The sequence below is a fragment of the Pseudogulbenkiania subflava DSM 22618 genome (genome assembly GCF_900177275.1).
In the GTDB taxonomy this organism is placed as follows: Bacteria; Pseudomonadota; Gammaproteobacteria; order Burkholderiales; family Chromobacteriaceae; genus Pseudogulbenkiania; species Pseudogulbenkiania subflava.
Genome location: NZ_FXAG01000002.1, coordinates 319,941 through 336,338 on the forward strand (window position 1 = coordinate 319,941; position 16,398 = coordinate 336,338).

17 protein-coding genes are annotated in these 16,398 nt (G+C 60.7%); 6 read left to right on the plus strand and 11 right to left on the minus strand.

Annotated features, from left to right (window positions below; translation table 11 throughout):
- Position 1: 1 nt before the first annotated feature.
- The 4 genes from B9N72_RS03130 to smpB all read right to left on the minus strand — a co-directional run bounded on the left by B9N72_RS03130 (position 2) and on the right by smpB (position 2,996).
- A complete protein-coding gene (locus B9N72_RS03130) occupies positions 2–316 on the minus strand; it encodes an ElaB/YgaM/YqjD family protein (protein WP_085274981.1) in 315 nt (104 codons plus the stop codon).
- A 223-nt stretch (positions 317–539) separates the two neighbouring features.
- A complete protein-coding gene (gene guaA / locus B9N72_RS03135) occupies positions 540–2,123 on the minus strand; it encodes a glutamine-hydrolyzing GMP synthase (protein ID WP_143477730.1) in 1,584 nt (527 codons plus the stop codon).
- Between the two features lie 60 nt (positions 2,124–2,183).
- Positions 2,184–2,546 carry a hypothetical protein gene (locus B9N72_RS03140; RefSeq protein WP_085274983.1) on the minus strand — a complete coding sequence of 121 codons (363 nt, stop codon included), beginning with the start codon at positions 2,544–2,546 and terminating at the stop codon, positions 2,184–2,186.
- 3 nt (positions 2,547–2,549) lie between these two features.
- Positions 2,550–2,996, minus strand: a complete 447-nt coding sequence (gene smpB, locus B9N72_RS03145) for an SsrA-binding protein SmpB (RefSeq protein ID WP_008953159.1) — start codon at positions 2,994–2,996, stop codon at positions 2,550–2,552.
- A 167-nt stretch (positions 2,997–3,163) separates the two neighbouring features.
- Between smpB and B9N72_RS03150 the strand changes: the two genes are divergently transcribed.
- Complete coding sequence (locus B9N72_RS03150) at positions 3,164–3,601, plus strand: type II toxin-antitoxin system RatA family toxin (RefSeq protein ID WP_085274984.1); 438 nt, start codon at positions 3,164–3,166, stop codon at positions 3,599–3,601.
- Complete coding sequence (locus B9N72_RS03155; RefSeq protein WP_085274985.1) at positions 3,594–3,911, plus strand: RnfH family protein; 318 nt, start codon at positions 3,594–3,596, stop codon at positions 3,909–3,911. The genes B9N72_RS03150 and B9N72_RS03155 overlap by 8 nt, the downstream gene beginning before the upstream one ends.
- Before the next feature lie 52 nt (positions 3,912–3,963).
- Here B9N72_RS03155 and B9N72_RS03160 read toward each other — a convergent pair whose 3' ends face one another.
- The 5 genes from B9N72_RS03160 to B9N72_RS03180 form a co-directional block, all read right to left on the minus strand.
- On the minus strand, positions 3,964–5,745 hold the full coding sequence (locus tag B9N72_RS03160) for a GGDEF domain-containing protein (protein WP_085274986.1): 1,782 nt from the start codon (positions 5,743–5,745) through the stop codon (positions 3,964–3,966).
- A 79-nt stretch (positions 5,746–5,824) separates the two neighbouring features.
- Positions 5,825–6,115: a cell division protein FtsB gene (gene ftsB, locus B9N72_RS03165; RefSeq protein ID WP_085274987.1), complete on the minus strand. Its 291-nt coding sequence runs from the start codon at positions 6,113–6,115 to the stop codon at positions 5,825–5,827.
- Between the two features lie 4 nt (positions 6,116–6,119).
- Complete coding sequence (eno, locus tag B9N72_RS03170; RefSeq protein ID WP_085274988.1) at positions 6,120–7,403, minus strand: phosphopyruvate hydratase; 1,284 nt, start codon at positions 7,401–7,403, stop codon at positions 6,120–6,122.
- 83 nt (positions 7,404–7,486) lie between these two features.
- A complete protein-coding gene (kdsA, locus tag B9N72_RS03175; RefSeq protein WP_085274989.1) occupies positions 7,487–8,338 on the minus strand; it encodes a 3-deoxy-8-phosphooctulonate synthase in 852 nt (283 codons plus the stop codon).
- A 3-nt stretch (positions 8,339–8,341) separates the two neighbouring features.
- Positions 8,342–9,973, minus strand: coding sequence for a CTP synthase (locus B9N72_RS03180; RefSeq protein WP_085274990.1), 1,632 nt, complete (start codon positions 9,971–9,973; stop codon positions 8,342–8,344).
- A gap of 253 nt (positions 9,974–10,226) precedes the next feature.
- Here B9N72_RS03180 and rpmB point away from each other — a divergent pair, with 253 nt between their 5' ends.
- Positions 10,227–10,460: a 50S ribosomal protein L28 gene (gene rpmB / locus B9N72_RS03185; protein ID WP_008953151.1), complete on the plus strand. Its 234-nt coding sequence runs from the start codon at positions 10,227–10,229 to the stop codon at positions 10,458–10,460.
- Between the two features lie 34 nt (positions 10,461–10,494).
- Positions 10,495–10,650, plus strand: coding sequence for a 50S ribosomal protein L33 (gene rpmG, locus B9N72_RS03190; protein WP_008953150.1), 156 nt, complete (start codon positions 10,495–10,497; stop codon positions 10,648–10,650).
- A gap of 120 nt (positions 10,651–10,770) precedes the next feature.
- Here rpmG and ubiG read toward each other — a convergent pair whose 3' ends face one another.
- Both ubiG and B9N72_RS03200 read right to left on the minus strand, forming a co-directional pair.
- A complete protein-coding gene (gene ubiG, locus B9N72_RS03195; RefSeq protein ID WP_085274991.1) occupies positions 10,771–11,472 on the minus strand; it encodes a bifunctional 2-polyprenyl-6-hydroxyphenol methylase/3-demethylubiquinol 3-O-methyltransferase UbiG in 702 nt (233 codons plus the stop codon).
- A 5-nt stretch (positions 11,473–11,477) separates the two neighbouring features.
- Positions 11,478–12,797, minus strand: a complete 1,320-nt coding sequence (locus B9N72_RS03200) for a TRZ/ATZ family hydrolase (protein WP_085274992.1) — start codon at positions 12,795–12,797, stop codon at positions 11,478–11,480.
- Between the two features lie 169 nt (positions 12,798–12,966).
- Between B9N72_RS03200 and B9N72_RS03205 the strand changes: the two genes are divergently transcribed.
- Entirely contained in the window at positions 12,967–15,798 is a 2,832-nt protein-coding gene (locus tag B9N72_RS03205) for an EAL domain-containing protein (protein WP_085275002.1), read from the plus strand.
- A 193-nt stretch (positions 15,799–15,991) separates the two neighbouring features.
- Positions 15,992–16,398 (plus strand): IS200/IS605 family transposase (gene tnpA / locus B9N72_RS03210; protein ID WP_085274993.1); only part of this gene is annotated, 407 nt, incomplete at its 3' end.

The window sequence follows — 16,398 nt, forward strand, 5'->3', positions numbered from 1 at the left end:
CTCAGCGGCGGGAAACCAGCAGGCCCAGCAGGAAACCGAGCACGGCAGCGATGCCGATCGACTTCCACGGGTTCTCGTGCACGTACTGGTCGGTCGCCTTGGCTGCCACTTTGGCCTTGCCTACCACCACCTGCTCGGCCTCGGTCAGTTTTGCCTTGGCTTCCTTCAGCTTGTCGGCCAAGCGCTGACGCAGCTGTTGGGCCTTCTCGCCACCTTCTTCTCCGGCCGCCGAAAGCAAATCCTCGGTGCTGGACAGGACGTGGCGAACATCCTGCAGCAATTGTTCCTTCTCGGCGGCAAACGTTTGCTCGTTCATGGTGATCCTCCTGGTGCGTGGTGAAACGGGAAGAGGAGGGAAGTGGCGGTTCCGCCACTCCCTTCAGCATGGAAACATGCGATTACCCTAACAGTCTATGACATCAGGCGTCGAGTCCAAGCGGTTGGGGGACGATAACATCACCGATGTTGTCGGCCAACAGGCAAGAAAAAGCCCTGCGCAAAGGCAGGGCCATGGTGTTCATGCTGCAAAGGGAGAGGGCTTATTCCCACTCGATGGTTGCCGGCGGCTTGCCGCTCACATCGTAGACCACGCGGTTGAGGCCGCGCACTTCGTTGATGATGCGGTTGGACACCTTGCCCAGCAGGCTATACGGCAGTTCCGCCCAGTGCGCGGTCATGAAGTCGCTGGTGATCACTGCGCGCAATGCCACGACGTAGTCGTAGGTGCGGCCGTCGCCCATCACGCCCACCGACTTCACCGGCAGGAACACGGCGAAAGCCTGGCTGGTGAGGTCGTACCAGTTCTTGCCGGTCTTCTCGTCGACGGTGTTGCGCAGCTCTTCGATGAAGATGGCATCGGCGCGGCGCAGCAAGTCGGCGTATTCCATCTTCACTTCGCCGAGGATGCGCACACCCAGGCCTGGGCCCGGGAACGGGTGGCGGTACACCATGTCATGCGGCAGACCGAGCGCCACGCCCAACTGGCGCACTTCGTCCTTGAACAGGTCGCGCAGCGGCTCCAAGAGCTTCAGGTTCATGTCTTCCGGCAGGCCGCCCACATTGTGGTGGCTCTTGATCGCGTGCGCCTTCTTGGTCTTGGCGCCGGCGGATTCGATCACGTCCGGGTAGATGGTGCCCTGTGCCAGCCACTTGGCGTTGGTGAGCTTGCCGGACTCGCGCTGGAACACTTCCACGAATTCGGCGCCGATGATCTTGCGCTTTTTCTCCGGGTCGGTCTCGCCAGCCAGCTTGCCCATGAACTGCGCGGTGGCATCGACGTGGATCACCTTCACGCCGAGGTTCTGCGCAAACATCTCCATGACCATCTTGCCTTCGTTCAGGCGCAGCAGACCGTGGTCGACGAAGACGCAGGTCAGCTGCTCGCCGATGGCGCGGTGGATCAGCGCCGCCGCCACCGAGGAGTCAACGCCGCCGGACAGGCCGAGGATGACTTCTTCGTCGCCCACCTGCTCGCGGATCTTCTGGATCGCTTCCTCGATGTAGTTCGGCATGGTCCAGGACGGCTTGGCGCCGGCCACGTGCAGCACGAAGCGGTGCAGCATCTCGGTGCCGCGCTTGGTGTGGGTCACTTCCGGGTGGAACTGGACGGCGTAGAAGCCGCGGTCCTCGTCGGCCATGGCGGCGACCGGGCAGGACGGGGTCTCGGCGATGACATGGAAGCCGGCCGGCAACTCCACCACCTTGTCGCCGTGGCTCATCCAGACGTCGAGGTAGCCGTTGCCGGCGTCGTCGATGCGGTCCTGCAGGCCTTCGAAGACCTTGGAGTGGTGGCGTGCCTTGATCTCGGCGTAGCCGAATTCGCGCTTGTCGCCGGCTTCCACCTTGCCACCCAGGGTCTGGGCCATGAACTGCATGCCGTAGCAGATGCCCAGCACCGGCACGCCCAGTTCGAAGACTTTCGGGTCGGCCTGGTAGTCGGACTCGTACACCGAGTTCGGACCGCCGGACAGGATAATGGCCTTCGGATTGAACGCGCGGATCTCGTCGATCGGCATGTCGAACGGATGCAGTTCGCAATACACGTGGGCCTCGCGAACGCGGCGGGCGATGAGCTGACTCACCTGGGAGCCGAAGTCGAGAATGAGGATCTTGTCCATGCCTATCCTTGATAATGGAGAACGGGCCTTGCGGCCCTCAATCGTCTAATAGATGTCAGTACCGGCTCAACGCCCGTCGCCATTGAGCTGTCGTTCCGGTACACGCTGGCGCTGGCTGCGCTCCGGGATGCGGTCGCTGCGCGCCAACAGCAGCAGGATTCCCATCAATACCATGCCCAGCGACAGCACGTGGCTCAGGCGCAGGCCGGCCGAGTCGTACAGGTAAACTGCGGCGCCGCCGTACATCAGCATCGGGCCGGTGACCAGCGACGACTTGTTGAAGCCGTCGATGATGAACAGGATAACCCCTGCCGTCGTCAGCAACAGGGCGAGCAGGGTTGAGGTTTCGGGCAGCAGGTAGGTGCTCTTCAGAAACCACAGCGAGCCCAGCGTGATCAGTACGATCGGTAGCGAAACACTGGTTTTCATGGCCTACCCCCGGTCTCGCAGGAAACGCTGCTTCTCGCGGTCGAGTTCGCGTTCCTTGGCGCTGTCGCGCTTGTCATGCAGCTTCTTGCCCTTGGCCAGCCCGATTTCAGCCTTGATCATGCCCTTGGTGTAGTGCAGGTCGAGGGCGACCATGGTGTAGCCGGCTCGCTCGACCTTGCCGATGAACTTGTTGATCTGGGCCTGGTTCAGCAGCAGCTTGCGGTTGCGCGTCGGGTCTGGCTTGACGTGGGTCGAGGCGGACTGCAGCGGCGAGATATGGCAGCCAAACAGCCAGAAGGCGCCATTCTTCCAGATGACGTAGCTCTCCTTGAGCTGCACCCGGCCGGCCCGGATCGCCTTGACTTCCCAGCCTTCCAGCACGAGGCCGGCCTCGAGCTTTTCCTCGATGAAATAATCGTGGTAGGCCTTGCGGTTGTCGATGATGCTCATGGGCATGTGTGGGTAAGAGAATCCGGTATTCTAACAGATACCGGTGCCATCGCTAAAGTCGAGTCATTTCAGCGGTTTGGCTCCGTTGGGCCTGGCTGCGTCCAACTCGGACATGGCGGGGGAGGCGCGCTTGGTGTACCTTTACTCCTTTTGCGTTTTCCCTTGCCATGCTGGTTGTCGAAAAGAATGTCCTGGTGCCCCATACGGTAGAACAGATGTTTGCCTTGGTGGACGATGTCGAGCACTATCCCCGCTTCCTGCCCTGGTGCGGCAAGGCCGAGGTTCATGAACGTGTGGGCAACCAGCTGGTGGCCAGTCTGCATATCGACTATCTGAGGATTCGCCAGCATTTCACCACCCGCAATGTCAATGTCGATGGCGAGACGATCAGCATGGAACTGGTCGAGGGGCCATTCGAGCATCTGCAGGGACGATGGCATTTCCACCCGCTGGGCGAGATCGGCTGCAAGATCGAGTTCCGCCTCACCTACCGCTTTTCCAGTCATCTGCTGGAAAAACTGATCGGACCGGTATTTGGCCATATCTCCGGTTCGCTGGTGGATGCCTTCATCAAGGAAGCAGACCGGATTTACGGCGATGACTAATACCATCGAGATTGAAGTCACGTACGCGCGGCGCGAGCGCCAGCAGATCATCGCGCTGACCGTTGCGGCAGGCACCACGGCACGTCAAGCGGTGGAACTGTCGGGTATCGCCGGGCAGTTCCCCGAGATCGACCTGGCCCATCTCCAATTGGGGGTGTTCGGCAAGGCGGTGAAGGAGGATTTCGTCCTGCGTGCGCATGATCGGGTGGAGATCTACCGTCCCCTGATTGCCGACCCCAAGGAGGTGCGCCGGCGTCGCGCCGAGGCTGGAAAGGCCATGAAGAAGGGCGGTGGCCCGGTGGCAGAGTGAGCCCCAACGTAAAAACGGCCCATTTGGGCCGTTTTTACTTGGCTGAATGCCATCAGGTCGCGGCAGGGGATTCTTCCGCCTCTGCGGAGCAGACCCGGTTCTTGCCGGTGATCTTGGCCTGGTACATGGCCTGGTCGGCCCGTTCGATCACGTCGGTATCGCGCTCGCCCAGATGCCATTTGGCGACCCCGGCACTGAAGGTAATCAGCAAGCGGTCGTTATTGGCCAGGAAGAAGGTCTTGGTCAGCTCTCGCTGCAACCGCTGAATGGCCTGGATGGCTTCCGGCGCGGGAGTGTCCGGCAGCAGAATGACGAACTCTTCGCCACCGAAACGCGCCACGATATCCGAAGGGCGCATGGTGTGGCGGGTGACGTTGACCAGGTGTTTCAGCGCGTCGTCGCCGGTCAGGTGGCCATAGTGGTCGTTCAGTTGCTTGAAGTTGTCGACATCGATCAGCGCTACGCACAACGGGCTGTTGGTTCGCTCGGCGCGGCTGATTTCGCGCTGGAAGTGTTCGGCCAGGCCGCGCCGGTTGTAGGCGCCGGTCAGCTGGTCTTCCTTCACCTTGGCGCTGGCCGCCTCCAGTGCGACTTCCAGTTCCTTGATGCGTTGCTCGGCGGATTCGACCTGTTCGCGAGAGGACAGCAGCTCGTCACGCGACCTGACCAGGTTGAGCTGCATCGTCGAGGTGTCTTCCATCAGCGAACTGATGATGGGGGTGAGTTCTTCGACGTTCTGGATCTGCCTGAGCCGCGTGCTGTGTGTGCTGATCTTGCTGTGAAACTCGTCGGTGCTGTCGGTCATGCTGGCAAGCCGCGACACGAAGCGATCCAGCAGATTGCGCAGCGAGCTGGCCGCCTCGTCGAGCGAGTTCTTCAGCGCACCCTGCTTGCGGATGACTTCCTTCAGGCTGGTTTCCAGCTGGTAGATCTGCTGCATCGACAAGGGTTCTTGCGACAGCACCTCCTGCAGCGTGGCGATCTGACCGACCATGTAGCTGTCGGAGCGGTTGACCTCGGCGATATTGTCGAGCAACAGTTTGAGCAGGTTCGACAGCCCGGTGACCAGGCGTCCTTCCTGCTGGGTGTAGAGTTCCACCTTGATCATGAAGGCGCGCAGCCGCGGCAGCAGGCTGTTGAGCGCCGCCTCGTCGGCCAGGCTCTCCACCTCGCCGATCATGGCCTCGAGATTCAGTACCAGATCGGGGTAGGGCAGCAGGCGTGGTTCCAGTCCGTGTTTCAGCGCGAAGCACAGAACGCGCTGCCAGGTACCCCAGCTGGCAGGCAGTTCCACGACGGCCGTAGGCTCATCGGACGAGTGCGCTTCTTCCTGTGCCAAGTCGCGCTCTCGCAGCGGGGTGTTCCAGGTCTGGATCAGCGAACTCAGTTTCTTGTTGAGTTCCTGCGGCTGCTTGCCGTAGGTGATCAGCAAACGTTCCAGCCCGGCTTGCTTGAAGTGCTGCGGAAAGTCGGCCTGACGGAGATCCCAGCTCTTGATCAGGTTCTCGATCAGGATGCCCCATTCCTGGGCGAGTTGCTGGGTCGTCTGGCTCTGCCGGGCAAAATCGATCACCAGCTGGGGCACTTGTTCCCAGTGGGAGGCTTTGATGAGCAGTTGCAGGCGTTGCAGCATGGTCTTGGCTGCAACGTTGTCGTTGGGCAGGGTTTCCAGTGCCCGCAATAGTTGCGTGGCTAACTTGTTTTCCCTATCGATGGGGGCTTTGGTGAGCTCCTGGTAGACTCGCTCGTAGTTTTCCGGAGTGGGCAGCAGTTTGCGCGTGCTGAGCTGTTTTAGCGTTTCACGGGCGACTTCGATGGGGTTGTTTGTTGTCATTGCCCAGATCCTGGAGCTTTTATAGCCGGCCATCATTAGTGGTGATCATGGATGCATGAACCTGTGACATTTGCCATTCTCAGGGGGGCGATTTGCCTGACGGGTCCAGCAGTTGGAAAAATACCTCACCTTGGCGGATCATGCCAAGTTCATTGCGCGCGCGCTCCTCGATGGCGTCGGTACCTCGTTTGAGGTCACCGACTTCGGCATCGAGGGCGGCATTGCGTGCGATCAAGGTCTGGTTGACCGCACGCTGTTCCTGAAGTTGTTTGTCCAGCTGCCAGACCCTGAGCCAGCTGCCCTTGCCGAACCATAACGGCCATTGCAGGGTAGTGATCAGGACGACCAGGACCAGGGTCAGCCAGCGCATGGAATCACTTCAGATGGTAGAAGGCCGAACGGCCCGGGTAGTAGGCGGCGTCGCCCAGCTCTTCTTCGATGCGCAGCAGCTGGTTGTACTTGGCCATGCGGTCGGAACGCGACAGCGAACCGGTCTTGATCTGCATGCAGTTGGTAGCCACGGCCAGGTCGGCGATGGTGCTGTCCTCGGTTTCGCCCGAACGGTGGCTCAGTACGCTGGTGTAGCCGGAGCGCTTGGCGAGATCGACGGCCTTCAGGGTTTCGCTCAGGGTGCCGATCTGGTTGACCTTGACCAGCAGCGAGTTGGCGAGGCCCTGCTGGATGCCTTCGGCCAGGATGGTCGGGTTGGTCACGAACAGGTCGTCGCCGACCAGCTGTACGCGCTTGCCCAAGCGTTCGGTCAGGATCTTCCAGCCGTCCCAGTCGTGCTCGCTCATGCCATCTTCGATCGAGATGATCGGGTAGTTGTTGGCCAGCGTTTCCAGGTAGTCGACAAACTGCTCGGAGCTGAGCGACAGGCCTTCGGCGGACAGGTGGTACTGGCCGTCCTTGTAGAACTCGGACGAAGCGCAGTCCAGTGCCAGCATCACGTCCTGGCCGGCCACGTAGCCGGCGGCGTCAATGGCGTCGAGGATCAGCTTGATGGCGTCTTCGTGGGTGGCCAGGTTCGGAGCGAAACCGCCTTCGTCACCAACGGTGGTCGAGTAGCCCTTCTGATCGCACAGCTTCTTCAGCGAGTGGAAGATCTCGGCGCCACAGCGCAGGGCCTCGCGGAAGGTCGGAGCACCTACCGGCATGATCATGAATTCCTGGATGTCCAGGGTGTTGTTGGCGTGCGCGCCACCGTTGATGACGTTCATCATCGGGACCGGCAGGGCCATCGGGCCGGCGCCGCCGAGGTAGCGGTAGAGCGGCAGCCCGGCGTCTTCGGCGGCGGCACGGGCCACGGCCATCGACACGGCCAGCATGGCGTTGGCGCCCAGGCGGCCTTTGTTCTCGGTGCCGTCGAGTTCGATCATGGTCTTGTCGATGAAGGCCTGGTCGGCGGCATCCAGACCGATGATGGCTTCGCAGATCTCGGTGTTGATGTTTTCCACGGCCTTGAGCACGCCTTTGCCCAGGTAGCGGCTCTTGTCGCCGTCACGCAGTTCCAGTGCTTCCTTCTCGCCGGTGGAGGCGCCGGACGGCACGGCGGCACGGCCCATCACGCCCGATTCCAGCAGCACGTCGGCCTCAACCGTCGGATTGCCGCGCGAATCGAGAATCTCGCGGGCGACCACATCGATGATCGAACTCATGTCTGTTCCCTTTGTTCTAGGTGTGTTTAGTCAAGCAAATGCTTCGGCCAACCGTAATGGTTGGCCGAAATGTAGTCAAATGGTTACAGGGATTGTTCTGGCAGCGGGCCTGCTTTGACCAGCGCGTCGATACCCTTGAGCGTGGCCAGCAGCTCCTGCATGCGGCCCAGCGGCCAGGCGTTGGGGCCGTCGGACAGCGCCTTGGTCGGATCGGGATGGGTTTCCATGAACACGCCGGCGATACCGGAGGCGACCGCTGCGCGCGCCAGTACCGGCACAAATTCGCGCTGCCCGCCCGAAGCCGTGCCCTGGCCACCCGGCAGTTGCACCGAGTGGGTCGCATCGTACACCACCGGGCAGCCGGTCTCGCGCATGATGGCGAGCGAGCGCATGTCGGACACCAAGTTGTTATAGCCGAACGAGGCGCCGCGCTCGCAGGCCATGAAGCGGTCTTCGGACAAGCCCGCCTCGCGTGCGGCGTCGCGGGCCTTGTCGATGACGTTCTTCATGTCGGAAGGGGCCATGAACTGGCCCTTCTTGATGTTGACCGGTTTGCCGCTTTGCGCCACAGCACGGATGAAGTCGGTCTGGCGAGCCAGGAAGGCCGGCGTCTGCAGCACGTCGACCACGGACGCCACGTGCGGCACCTCGGCTTCGGTGTGCACATCGGTCAGCACCGGCACGCCGATCTGGCGCCGCACCTCTGCCAGGATGCGCAGCCCCTCGTCCATGCCGAGGCCACGGAACGACTTGCCCGAAGAACGGTTGGCCTTGTCGTAGCTCGACTTGTAGATGAACGGGATACCCAGCGCGCTGGTGATTTCCTTCAACTGGCCGGCGGTATCGAGCGCCATCTGCTCGCTCTCGATCACGCAGGTGCCGGCAATCAGGAAAAACGGCTGGTCGAGGCCGACTTCAAATCCGCACAGTTGCATCGTTTACTTCCCTTGCTGGTGAGCCAGTGCCGCCTTCACGTAAGCGATGAACAGCGGGTGGCCGTCACGCGGGGTGGAGGTGAATTCCGGGTGGAACTGGCAGGCGAAGAACCACGGATGGTCCTTGATCTCGATGGTTTCCACCAGTTTCTCATGGCCGGCGGAGCGGCCGCTGATGGTGAGGCCAGCTTCTTCGAGTCGCGGCACGTAGTAATTGTTCACTTCGTAGCGATGACGATGACGCTCGACGATGCTATTGGCACCGTAGATGCGCGCCGCCAGCGAGCCCTGCTCCAGGTCGCAGGCCTGCCCGCCCAGGCGCATGGTGCCGCCCAGGTTGGAGTTCTCGTCGCGCTTCTCGATCTTGCCGTCGTGGTTGACCCATTCGTCGATGAGTGCCACCACCGGGTATTCGGTTTCGAGGTCGAATTCGGTCGAGTTGGCGCCCTTGAGGCCGGCCACGTCGCGGGCGTACTCGATCAGTGCGATCTGCATGCCGAGGCAGATACCCATGTAGGGAATCTTGTTTTCGCGGGCGTACTTGACCGCCTTGATCTTGCCCTCGACGCCGCGCTTGCCGAAGCCGCCCGGCACCAGGATGGCATCCATGCCCTGCAGTACAGCGCAGCCGTCACGCTCGACTTCTTCCGAGTCGACGTAATGGATGTTGACCTGGCTCTTGCTGTGGATGCCCGCGTGCTTGAGCGCTTCGGACAGCGATTTGTACGATTCGGTCAGGTCGACGTACTTGCCGACCATGGCGATGTTGATTTCGTGTTCCGGATGCTCGATGGCGTCGACGATGCGGTCCCATACCGACAGGTCGGCCTTGGGCAGTTCCAGCTGCAGCTGTTCGCAGATGATGTCGTCGATGCCCTGCGCGTGCAGCATGCTCGGCACCTTGTAGATGCTGTCCGAGTCGTAGCAGCCGATCACGGCGTTTTCTTCGACGTTGCAGAACAGGGCGATCTTGCGCTTCTCGTCTTCCGGCAGCTCGCGGTCCATGCGGCACAGCAGGATGTCAGGCTGAATGCCGATTTCGCGCAGTTCACGCACCGAGTGCTGGGTCGGCTTGGTCTTGATCTCGCCGGCCGCGGCGATGAACGGCACGTAGGACAGGTGCACGTACAAGGTGTTCTTGCGGCCGAGATTGGAGCGCAGCTGACGGATGGCCTCGAGGAAGGGCAGCGATTCGATGTCGCCGACCGTGCCGCCGATCTCGACGATGGCGACATCGGCATCGCCGGCGCCTTCGTGGACCTTGTGCTTGATCTCGTCCGTGATGTGCGGGATCACCTGCACGGTACCGCCGAGGTAGTCGCCGCGGCGTTCCTTGGTGATGACGGACTCGTACACCTGGCCGGTGGTGAAGTTGTTGCTCTTCTTCATCTTGGCGTGGATGAAGCGTTCGTAGTGGCCAAGATCAAGGTCGGTTTCGGCGCCGTCTTCGGTGACGAACACTTCGCCGTGCTGGAACGGGCTCATGGTGCCCGGGTCCACGTTGATGTAGGGATCGAGCTTCAACATGGTGACCTTCAGGCCACGGGACTCGAGGATGGCAGCGATAGACGCCGCGGCAATGCCTTTGCCGAGGGAGGACACCACGCCGCCGGTGACGAAGATGTACTTGGTCATGGGAACACGCTTGTAACGGAATCCCGGATTTTAACCCGAAACCGCCGAGAGTTGAACCGTCATGTGGCGCAGGCGGTGTTGCGCCATCTGGGGACTCCGGACGATTTTTGCTGCCTGCCGCCGTGGAATGCGGGTATAATTCCCGGCAATCATTCCGGGTATGAGAGCAAGGTGCCGCGCCAACGGTTCTTCTTGCGTATCTTCCTGTTTCTATGTTATAAAGCCAGCTTTTACCGGTTTTGGGAGTTTAACCATGGCGCGAGTTTGCAAAGTCACCGGCAAGCGTCCGATGACCGGGAACAATGTTTCCCACGCCAACAACAAGACGAAACGTCGTTTCCTGCCGAACCTGCAATATCGCAAGTTCTGGGTAGAGAGCGAAAACCGCTGGGTGCGTCTGCGCGTATCCAACGCTGCACTGCGTACCATCGACAAGCTGGGCATCGAAGTTGTCCTGGCCGATCTGCGCGCACGCGGCGAGATCTGATAGCAGCTCATCAAGATAGCGACTGAGGTATACCATGCGCGATAAGATTAAACTGGAATCCACCGCCGGCACTGGCCACTTCTACACCACCACGAAGAACAAGCGCACGATGCCGGAAAAGATGGAGATCAAGAAATTTGATCCCGTTGCACGTAAACACGTGACCTACAAAGAAACCAAGCTGAAGTAATCTGGGCTGGTCTTCTTAATAAAGAACCCTTCGCTGGTGCACGGCGAAGGGTTTTTTGTTGTCTGCGCTCTATAAGAATAAGGCCGCTGCTACCCCATGGGTGAGAGCGGCCTTGCCGGGTCAGGCGAGCGGGCGGCGGGTGGCGATCAGATAGTTGATGCCGGTGTCGTTGCCCAACGCGTAGGTCCGGGTCAGCGGGTTATAGCTCATGCCGGAGATGTCCTCGATCTCGAGCCCGGCATGGCGGGCGATACGACCCAGCTCCGACGGCTTGATGAAGCGGCCGTACTCGTGGGTGCCACGCGGCAGCATGCCGAGAACGTACTCGGCTGCCAGCACGGCCAGCAGGTAGGACTTGGCGTTGCGGTTGAGGGTGGAGAAAAACACCCAGCCCCCCGGTTTGACCAGGCGAGAGCAGCTGCGCACCACGCTCTCGGGATTCGGCACGTGCTCCAGCATTTCCATGCAGGTCACCACGTCGAAGTGGCCGGGTAGTTCTTCGGCCAACGTCTCCACTGCCACGCAGCGGTAATCGACGCTGACGCCGGACTCGATGCTGTGCAGCTGGGCGACCTTCAACGATTTCTTGGCGAGATCGATGCCGGTGACACTGGCGCCTTTCAGCGCCATGCTTTCGGCCAGGATGCCACCGCCACAACCGACGTCGAGCACGGTCTGGCCGGCGAGTCCGGCGCGATCGTCTATGTAGCCGAGCCTTAGCGGATTGATCTCGTGCAACGGCTTGAATTCACTTTCCTTGTCCCACCACTTGTGAGCCAGCTGGCTGAATTTATCCAGTTCCAGTTCGTCAACATTACTCATCTGTTTTACCTTGCCAGGATACGGTTGCGCCAGTCGGCGGCCTTGGTCATCAGGGCGGCTTCGTCCAGCGTGGTCAGGATGCGGTTATTCAGTAGAGCCTCGCCCTTGACCCAGGTGTGCGTTACCTGTTCGCGGCCGGCGGCGTAGACCACGTGCGAGATGGGGTCGAATGCCGGGGCGGTCTCGATGGCGGACAGGTCGAGGGCGATCAGGTCGGCCTGCTTGCCGATCGCGATGCTGCCGACCTTGTCGTCGATGCCGAGCGCCTTGGCGCCGTTGAGGGTGGCCATGCGGATGGCGGTCGCGGCGGGGACGGCGGTCGGGTCGAGCGTGCCCACCTTGGCCAGTAGCGCCGTCAGGCGGGTGTCGGCCAGCATGTCGAGCTTGTTGTTGGAGGCGGCGCCATCGGTGCCGATGCCGACGGTCACGCCGGCGTCCAGCATCTTCTTCACCGGGGCGATGCCGGAGGCGAGCTTCATGTTGGAGGCCGGGTTGTGGGCGACCGAGACGCCATGGCGTGCCACCAGCTCGATTTCCTCGTCGTTGAGGTGCACCATGTGTGCGGCGATCAGCCGCGGCGACAACAGGCCGAGTTCCTTCAGGCGCGCCAGAGGACGTTGCTGGCGTTCCTTGACGCTGCCCTCGACTTCGTCGGCCGTTTCATGGATGTGGCAGTGGATCAGCATGTCTTCCTGCTCGGCCAGCATCGCCACCTTGCGGAAGGTGTCGTCGGACACAGTGTAGGGCGCATGCGGTGCCAGCGTGAACGTGACCAGCTCTTCGCCGAGAAATTCGCGGCGCTCGGCCAGGCTCTTGCTGATGTAATCGTCGGCGTTGGCGCCGTAATTGGTCGGGAATTCCAGGATGGAACAGCCGACGAAGGTGCGCATGCCGGACGCCAGCCCGGCACGAACCATGGCGGCATGATAGAAATACATGTCATTGATGGTGGTGGTGCCGCCCCGGATCATTTCCGCCATCGCGATCAGTGCGCCGTCGAACACGAAGTCGTCGTGCACATGCTTGCCCTCGGCCGGCCAGATATGGTTGTTCAGCCAGTCCATCAGCGCCTTGTCGTCGGCGAGGCCGCGTAGCAGCGTCATCGCCGAGTGGCCGTGTAGATTTATCAGGCCGGGCATCAGCACATGGTGCGGTAGATCGACGTGTTGTGTGGCAGAAATCGCCGCCAATTGGTTGGCTGGTATTATTGCCTCGATTCTGCCATTCTTGATGGCTATGGCATGATTTTCAAGCACTTCGCCGTCGCGTTCGACGGTGATCATCCAGCGCGCGCTGACCGTCATGTCATACTGTGGTCGTGTCATCTTTGCTCGAACTGCCTATCCTTGGTATAAGTTCTGCGGATTGTAGGCCCGTGAAACAGGCAAGGCAATCGACGGGTAGGGGTATACTCCCTCTCGAATTAGGTAAACGTGTCGATAACTATTAAATACCGGGATCTGACCCCGCTTGAGCTTGATGGACCAGAAAAACATGACATCGTCGCGCCAGTCAGCCGTTAACCAGACCGTGGCTTCGCGCTTTTCGCTGCGGGTGGTGGTGCTTGTTGCCGTTATTCTTGGTCTGCTGATTCCTGCCTCCATCATCACCGTGCTGGGGTTCGGCCTGCAGCGCGACAGCATGGTGGCGCAGTTGGAAACCGACCAGCGCCGTTTGCTCGACATCGTGGCGCTGGGCATGCAGGAGCCGCTGTGGAACCTCAGCCGGCAGGCCGGCAGTCCGCTGATCGCCTCGGTGATGGAGGACAGCCGCGTCATTTCGGTGCGGGTGACCGATACCCAGTCCAACACCGTTTTCCTCTACGCGCTGCGTAGCGAGCGCCGTATCGGCGGCGTCTCCTTCGTCCAGAAACCGGTCATCTACCGTGGCGAGGAAATCGGCCAAGTCACCATCGAGTTCGACACCGAGCACCTCACCATAGCCCAGAGCAATCAGCTCAAGAACCTGCTGATGATCCTGTTCGCCCAACTTGGGCTGTCCATTCTGCTGATCGTCGGCATCCTGCATTCCCGCTTCCTCAAGCCGATGCGCACCCTGACCGAGCAGGCGACGCATCTGGCCGAATTGCACCTCGATACCCCTTTTCTCTGGGAGCGCAAGGATGAGATCGGCCGGCTGGGGCGCCACCTCGAGTGGACACGCGCTGAACTCAAGCGCCTGATCGACGAATTGCGTGCCAAGACCCTGGCGCTGGAGTCGGACATCGCCCGCCGGCGCGAGGTTGAGGATGCCTTGCGCCGTTCCGAGAACAAGTATCGCGAGCTGTTCTGGTCCAACCTAGACGGTATCGTGATCAGTTCGCTCGACGGCCAGGTGATCGATGCCAACCCGGCTTTCCTCAACCTGATGTGCTACAGCCTCGACCAACTCAAGCTGCAGAACTTCTGGTCGCTGATCGCGCCGGAGAGCGAGGGGATGGAGCGCTTCAACCTCGATAACAAGGTGCTGCGCTTCGGCTATTGCGATGAATTCGAGGCCAGCTACATCAACCGCTTCGGCAACGTGGTCCCGGTCAGCGTCAAGACCGTGGCGATGCGGGATTCCTTCGGCCGCATCAACGCGGTATGGCGCATGGTGCGCGACATCTCCGAAAAGCGCGTGGCCGAAGAGCGCATGCAGCTTGCGGCCAAGGTGTTCGAGAACACCGTCGAGGGCATCATGATCACCGACGCCGACAAGCGCATCCGCAGCGTCAACAAGGCCTTCAGCCATATCACCGGCTTCGGCCAGCAGGAAGTGCTGGGGCAGAAGCCGGATATGCTGTCTTCCGGCCGTCACGACGAGACCTTCTACGAGGCGATGTGGAGTGCCATCAACGAACATGGCTCCTGGCAGGGGGAGCTGTGGAATCGTCGCAAGAACGGCGAGGTCTATCCGGAATGGCTGGCAATCAGTGCCGTACGCAATGCCGTGGGCGAGATCACCCATTACGTGGCGATTTTCAGCGATCTGTCCGAGCGCAAGGCCGCGGACGAACGCATCCAGTTCCTGGCACATTTCGACGTGCTGACCGGTTTGCCGAACCGTGCCCATATCCAGGATCGGGTCGAGCTGGCAATCCATAACGCCACGCGCGACAACGAACGACTGGCGCTGTTGCTGCTCGACCTCGACCGTTTCAAGACCATCAACGAGTCGCTCGGCCATTCGGCGGGCGATGCCTTGCTGCAGGTGCTGGCGGAGCGTATTCGCTCGACCTTGCTGACGGGTGAAGTGGTGGCGCGCCAGGGCGGCGATGAGTTCATCGTGCTGTTGCCGCTGATCGCCGATCCGGGTAGTGCGGCACTCGCTGCCGAACGTATCCGCGATGTGCTGGAGCCGCCGGTCGAGCTGTTCAACCACTCGATTTCGATCACACCGTCGATCGGCATCAGCGTGTTCCCGGATGACGGCCGCGACTTCGAGACCCTGGTGCGCAACGCCGATGCCGCGATGTACCACGCCAAATCGGCCGGTCGCAACAGTTACAAGTTCTACACGGCCGACCTCAATGCACGGGCGCGGGAAATCCTCGAGATCGAGAGTCAGCTGCGCTACGCGCTGGATCGCGACGAGTTCGTGCTGCACTACCAGCCGCAGGTCGACCTGAGGACCGGGGAAATCATTGGTGCCGAGGCGTTGATCCGCTGGCAGCACCCCGACCTGGGCCTGCTGGGGCCGGTGCGTTTCATCGAGGTCGCCGAGGAACGGGGTTTCATCGTCCAGATCGGCAACTGGGTGATCCAGGAGGCCTGCCGTCAGCTGGCGCAGTGGCGCCGTCAGGGGCTGCCGCGCATCTCGCTGGCGGTCAACCTGTCCACGCTGCAGTTCAAGCAGCAGGACCTGGCCGTACACCTGCAGCGGGCGCTATCGGCGCACGGGCTGGTGGGCAGCGATCTGGATGTCGAAGTAACCGAGAGCGTGATCATGGACGATGTCGAAACCACCATCCATACCATCGACCGCATCAAGAGCATGGGGCTGCAGCTTTCCATCGACGACTTCGGTACCGGCTACTCCAGTCTGTCCTACCTCAAGCGTTTCAAGGCGGACAAGCTGAAGATCGACCGTTCCTTCGTGCGTGACATTCCGATGGATGCGGACGATTCGGCCATTGCCCGCGCCATCATCAACATGGCCAAGAACCTCAACATGACGGTGATTGCGGAGGGGGTGGAAACCATCGAGCAATGGAAGTTCCTCGACCGCGAGGGCTGTCATGCCGCCCAGGGCTATCTGCTGGCGAAACCGGTACCGGCGAAGGAGTTTGAGAAGCTGCTGGAGAAGGGCGTCCTGCTGCCGGAGCGACTCACTTCCAGCGCCTGATTAGGACAGCTGTGCTGTCGGTTGCCAAGGTTGGCCGAAGCATGTCTTCGGCCAACCTTTTTTATTACTAGCGGGAAAACCACGTCCTATGGACGTGGTCATCGCCTAACTGGCTTCGCCTGTTAGAGCGTGAGCCTGCTCATGGAAGTACCTTTTTGGAGTTGTCCCCACAACACCAAGAAAGGAAACAAACATGAGCAGGTTCCAAAGAGCATCGCATGTTCTTTGGCATTGTCAATATCACTTGGTTTGGGTGCCGAAGTATCGATTCCGAGTCCTGAAAGGGGCGGTGGGAAAGGAGGTCTACAAGTGCGTGATGGTGTTTTGCCAGCAGTTGGGATGCGAGGTAGTGGAACTCAACGTGCAGGTAGATCATGTACACCTGTTGGTGAAGGTACCGCCGAAGCTAGCGATCTCCGAGTTGATGGGCGTCCTGAAAGGACGTACTGCCATCAGGCTCTTCAATGTTTTTCCATACATGAGAAAGAAGCCATTTTGGGGTAACCATTTCTGGGCCAAAGGATACTGCGTAGACACGGTGGGTCTGAACAGCGAGATGATTCAGAAGTACGTGAAATTCCAGGAAAAGGAAGAGCTGCA

Coding starts and splice junctions, on each gene's coding strand:
- B9N72_RS03130 (WP_085274981.1), bottom strand. CDS start 316: ATGAACGAGCAAACGTTTGCCGCCGAGAAGGAACAATTGCTGCAGGAT.
- B9N72_RS03140 (WP_085274983.1), bottom strand. CDS start 2,546: ATGAAAACCAGTGTTTCGCTACCGATCGTACTGATCACGCTGGGCTCG.
- smpB (WP_008953159.1), bottom strand. CDS start 2,996: ATGAGCATCATCGACAACCGCAAGGCCTACCACGATTATTTCATCGAG.
- B9N72_RS03150 (WP_085274984.1), top strand. CDS start 3,164: ATGCTGGTTGTCGAAAAGAATGTCCTGGTGCCCCATACGGTAGAACAG.
- B9N72_RS03155 (WP_085274985.1), top strand. CDS start 3,594: ATGACTAATACCATCGAGATTGAAGTCACGTACGCGCGGCGCGAGCGC.
- B9N72_RS03160 (WP_085274986.1), bottom strand. CDS start 5,745: ATGACAACAAACAACCCCATCGAAGTCGCCCGTGAAACGCTAAAACAG.
- ftsB (WP_085274987.1), bottom strand. CDS start 6,115: ATGCGCTGGCTGACCCTGGTCCTGGTCGTCCTGATCACTACCCTGCAA.
- eno (WP_085274988.1), bottom strand. CDS start 7,403: ATGAGTTCGATCATCGATGTGGTCGCCCGCGAGATTCTCGATTCGCGC.
- kdsA (WP_085274989.1), bottom strand. CDS start 8,338: ATGCAACTGTGCGGATTTGAAGTCGGCCTCGACCAGCCGTTTTTCCTG.
- B9N72_RS03180 (WP_085274990.1), bottom strand. CDS start 9,973: ATGACCAAGTACATCTTCGTCACCGGCGGCGTGGTGTCCTCCCTCGGC.
- rpmB (WP_008953151.1), top strand. CDS start 10,227: ATGGCGCGAGTTTGCAAAGTCACCGGCAAGCGTCCGATGACCGGGAAC.
- rpmG (WP_008953150.1), top strand. CDS start 10,495: ATGCGCGATAAGATTAAACTGGAATCCACCGCCGGCACTGGCCACTTC.
- ubiG (WP_085274991.1), bottom strand. CDS start 11,472: ATGAGTAATGTTGACGAACTGGAACTGGATAAATTCAGCCAGCTGGCT.
- B9N72_RS03200 (WP_085274992.1), bottom strand. CDS start 12,797: ATGACACGACCACAGTATGACATGACGGTCAGCGCGCGCTGGATGATC.
- B9N72_RS03205 (WP_085275002.1), top strand. CDS start 12,967: ATGACATCGTCGCGCCAGTCAGCCGTTAACCAGACCGTGGCTTCGCGC.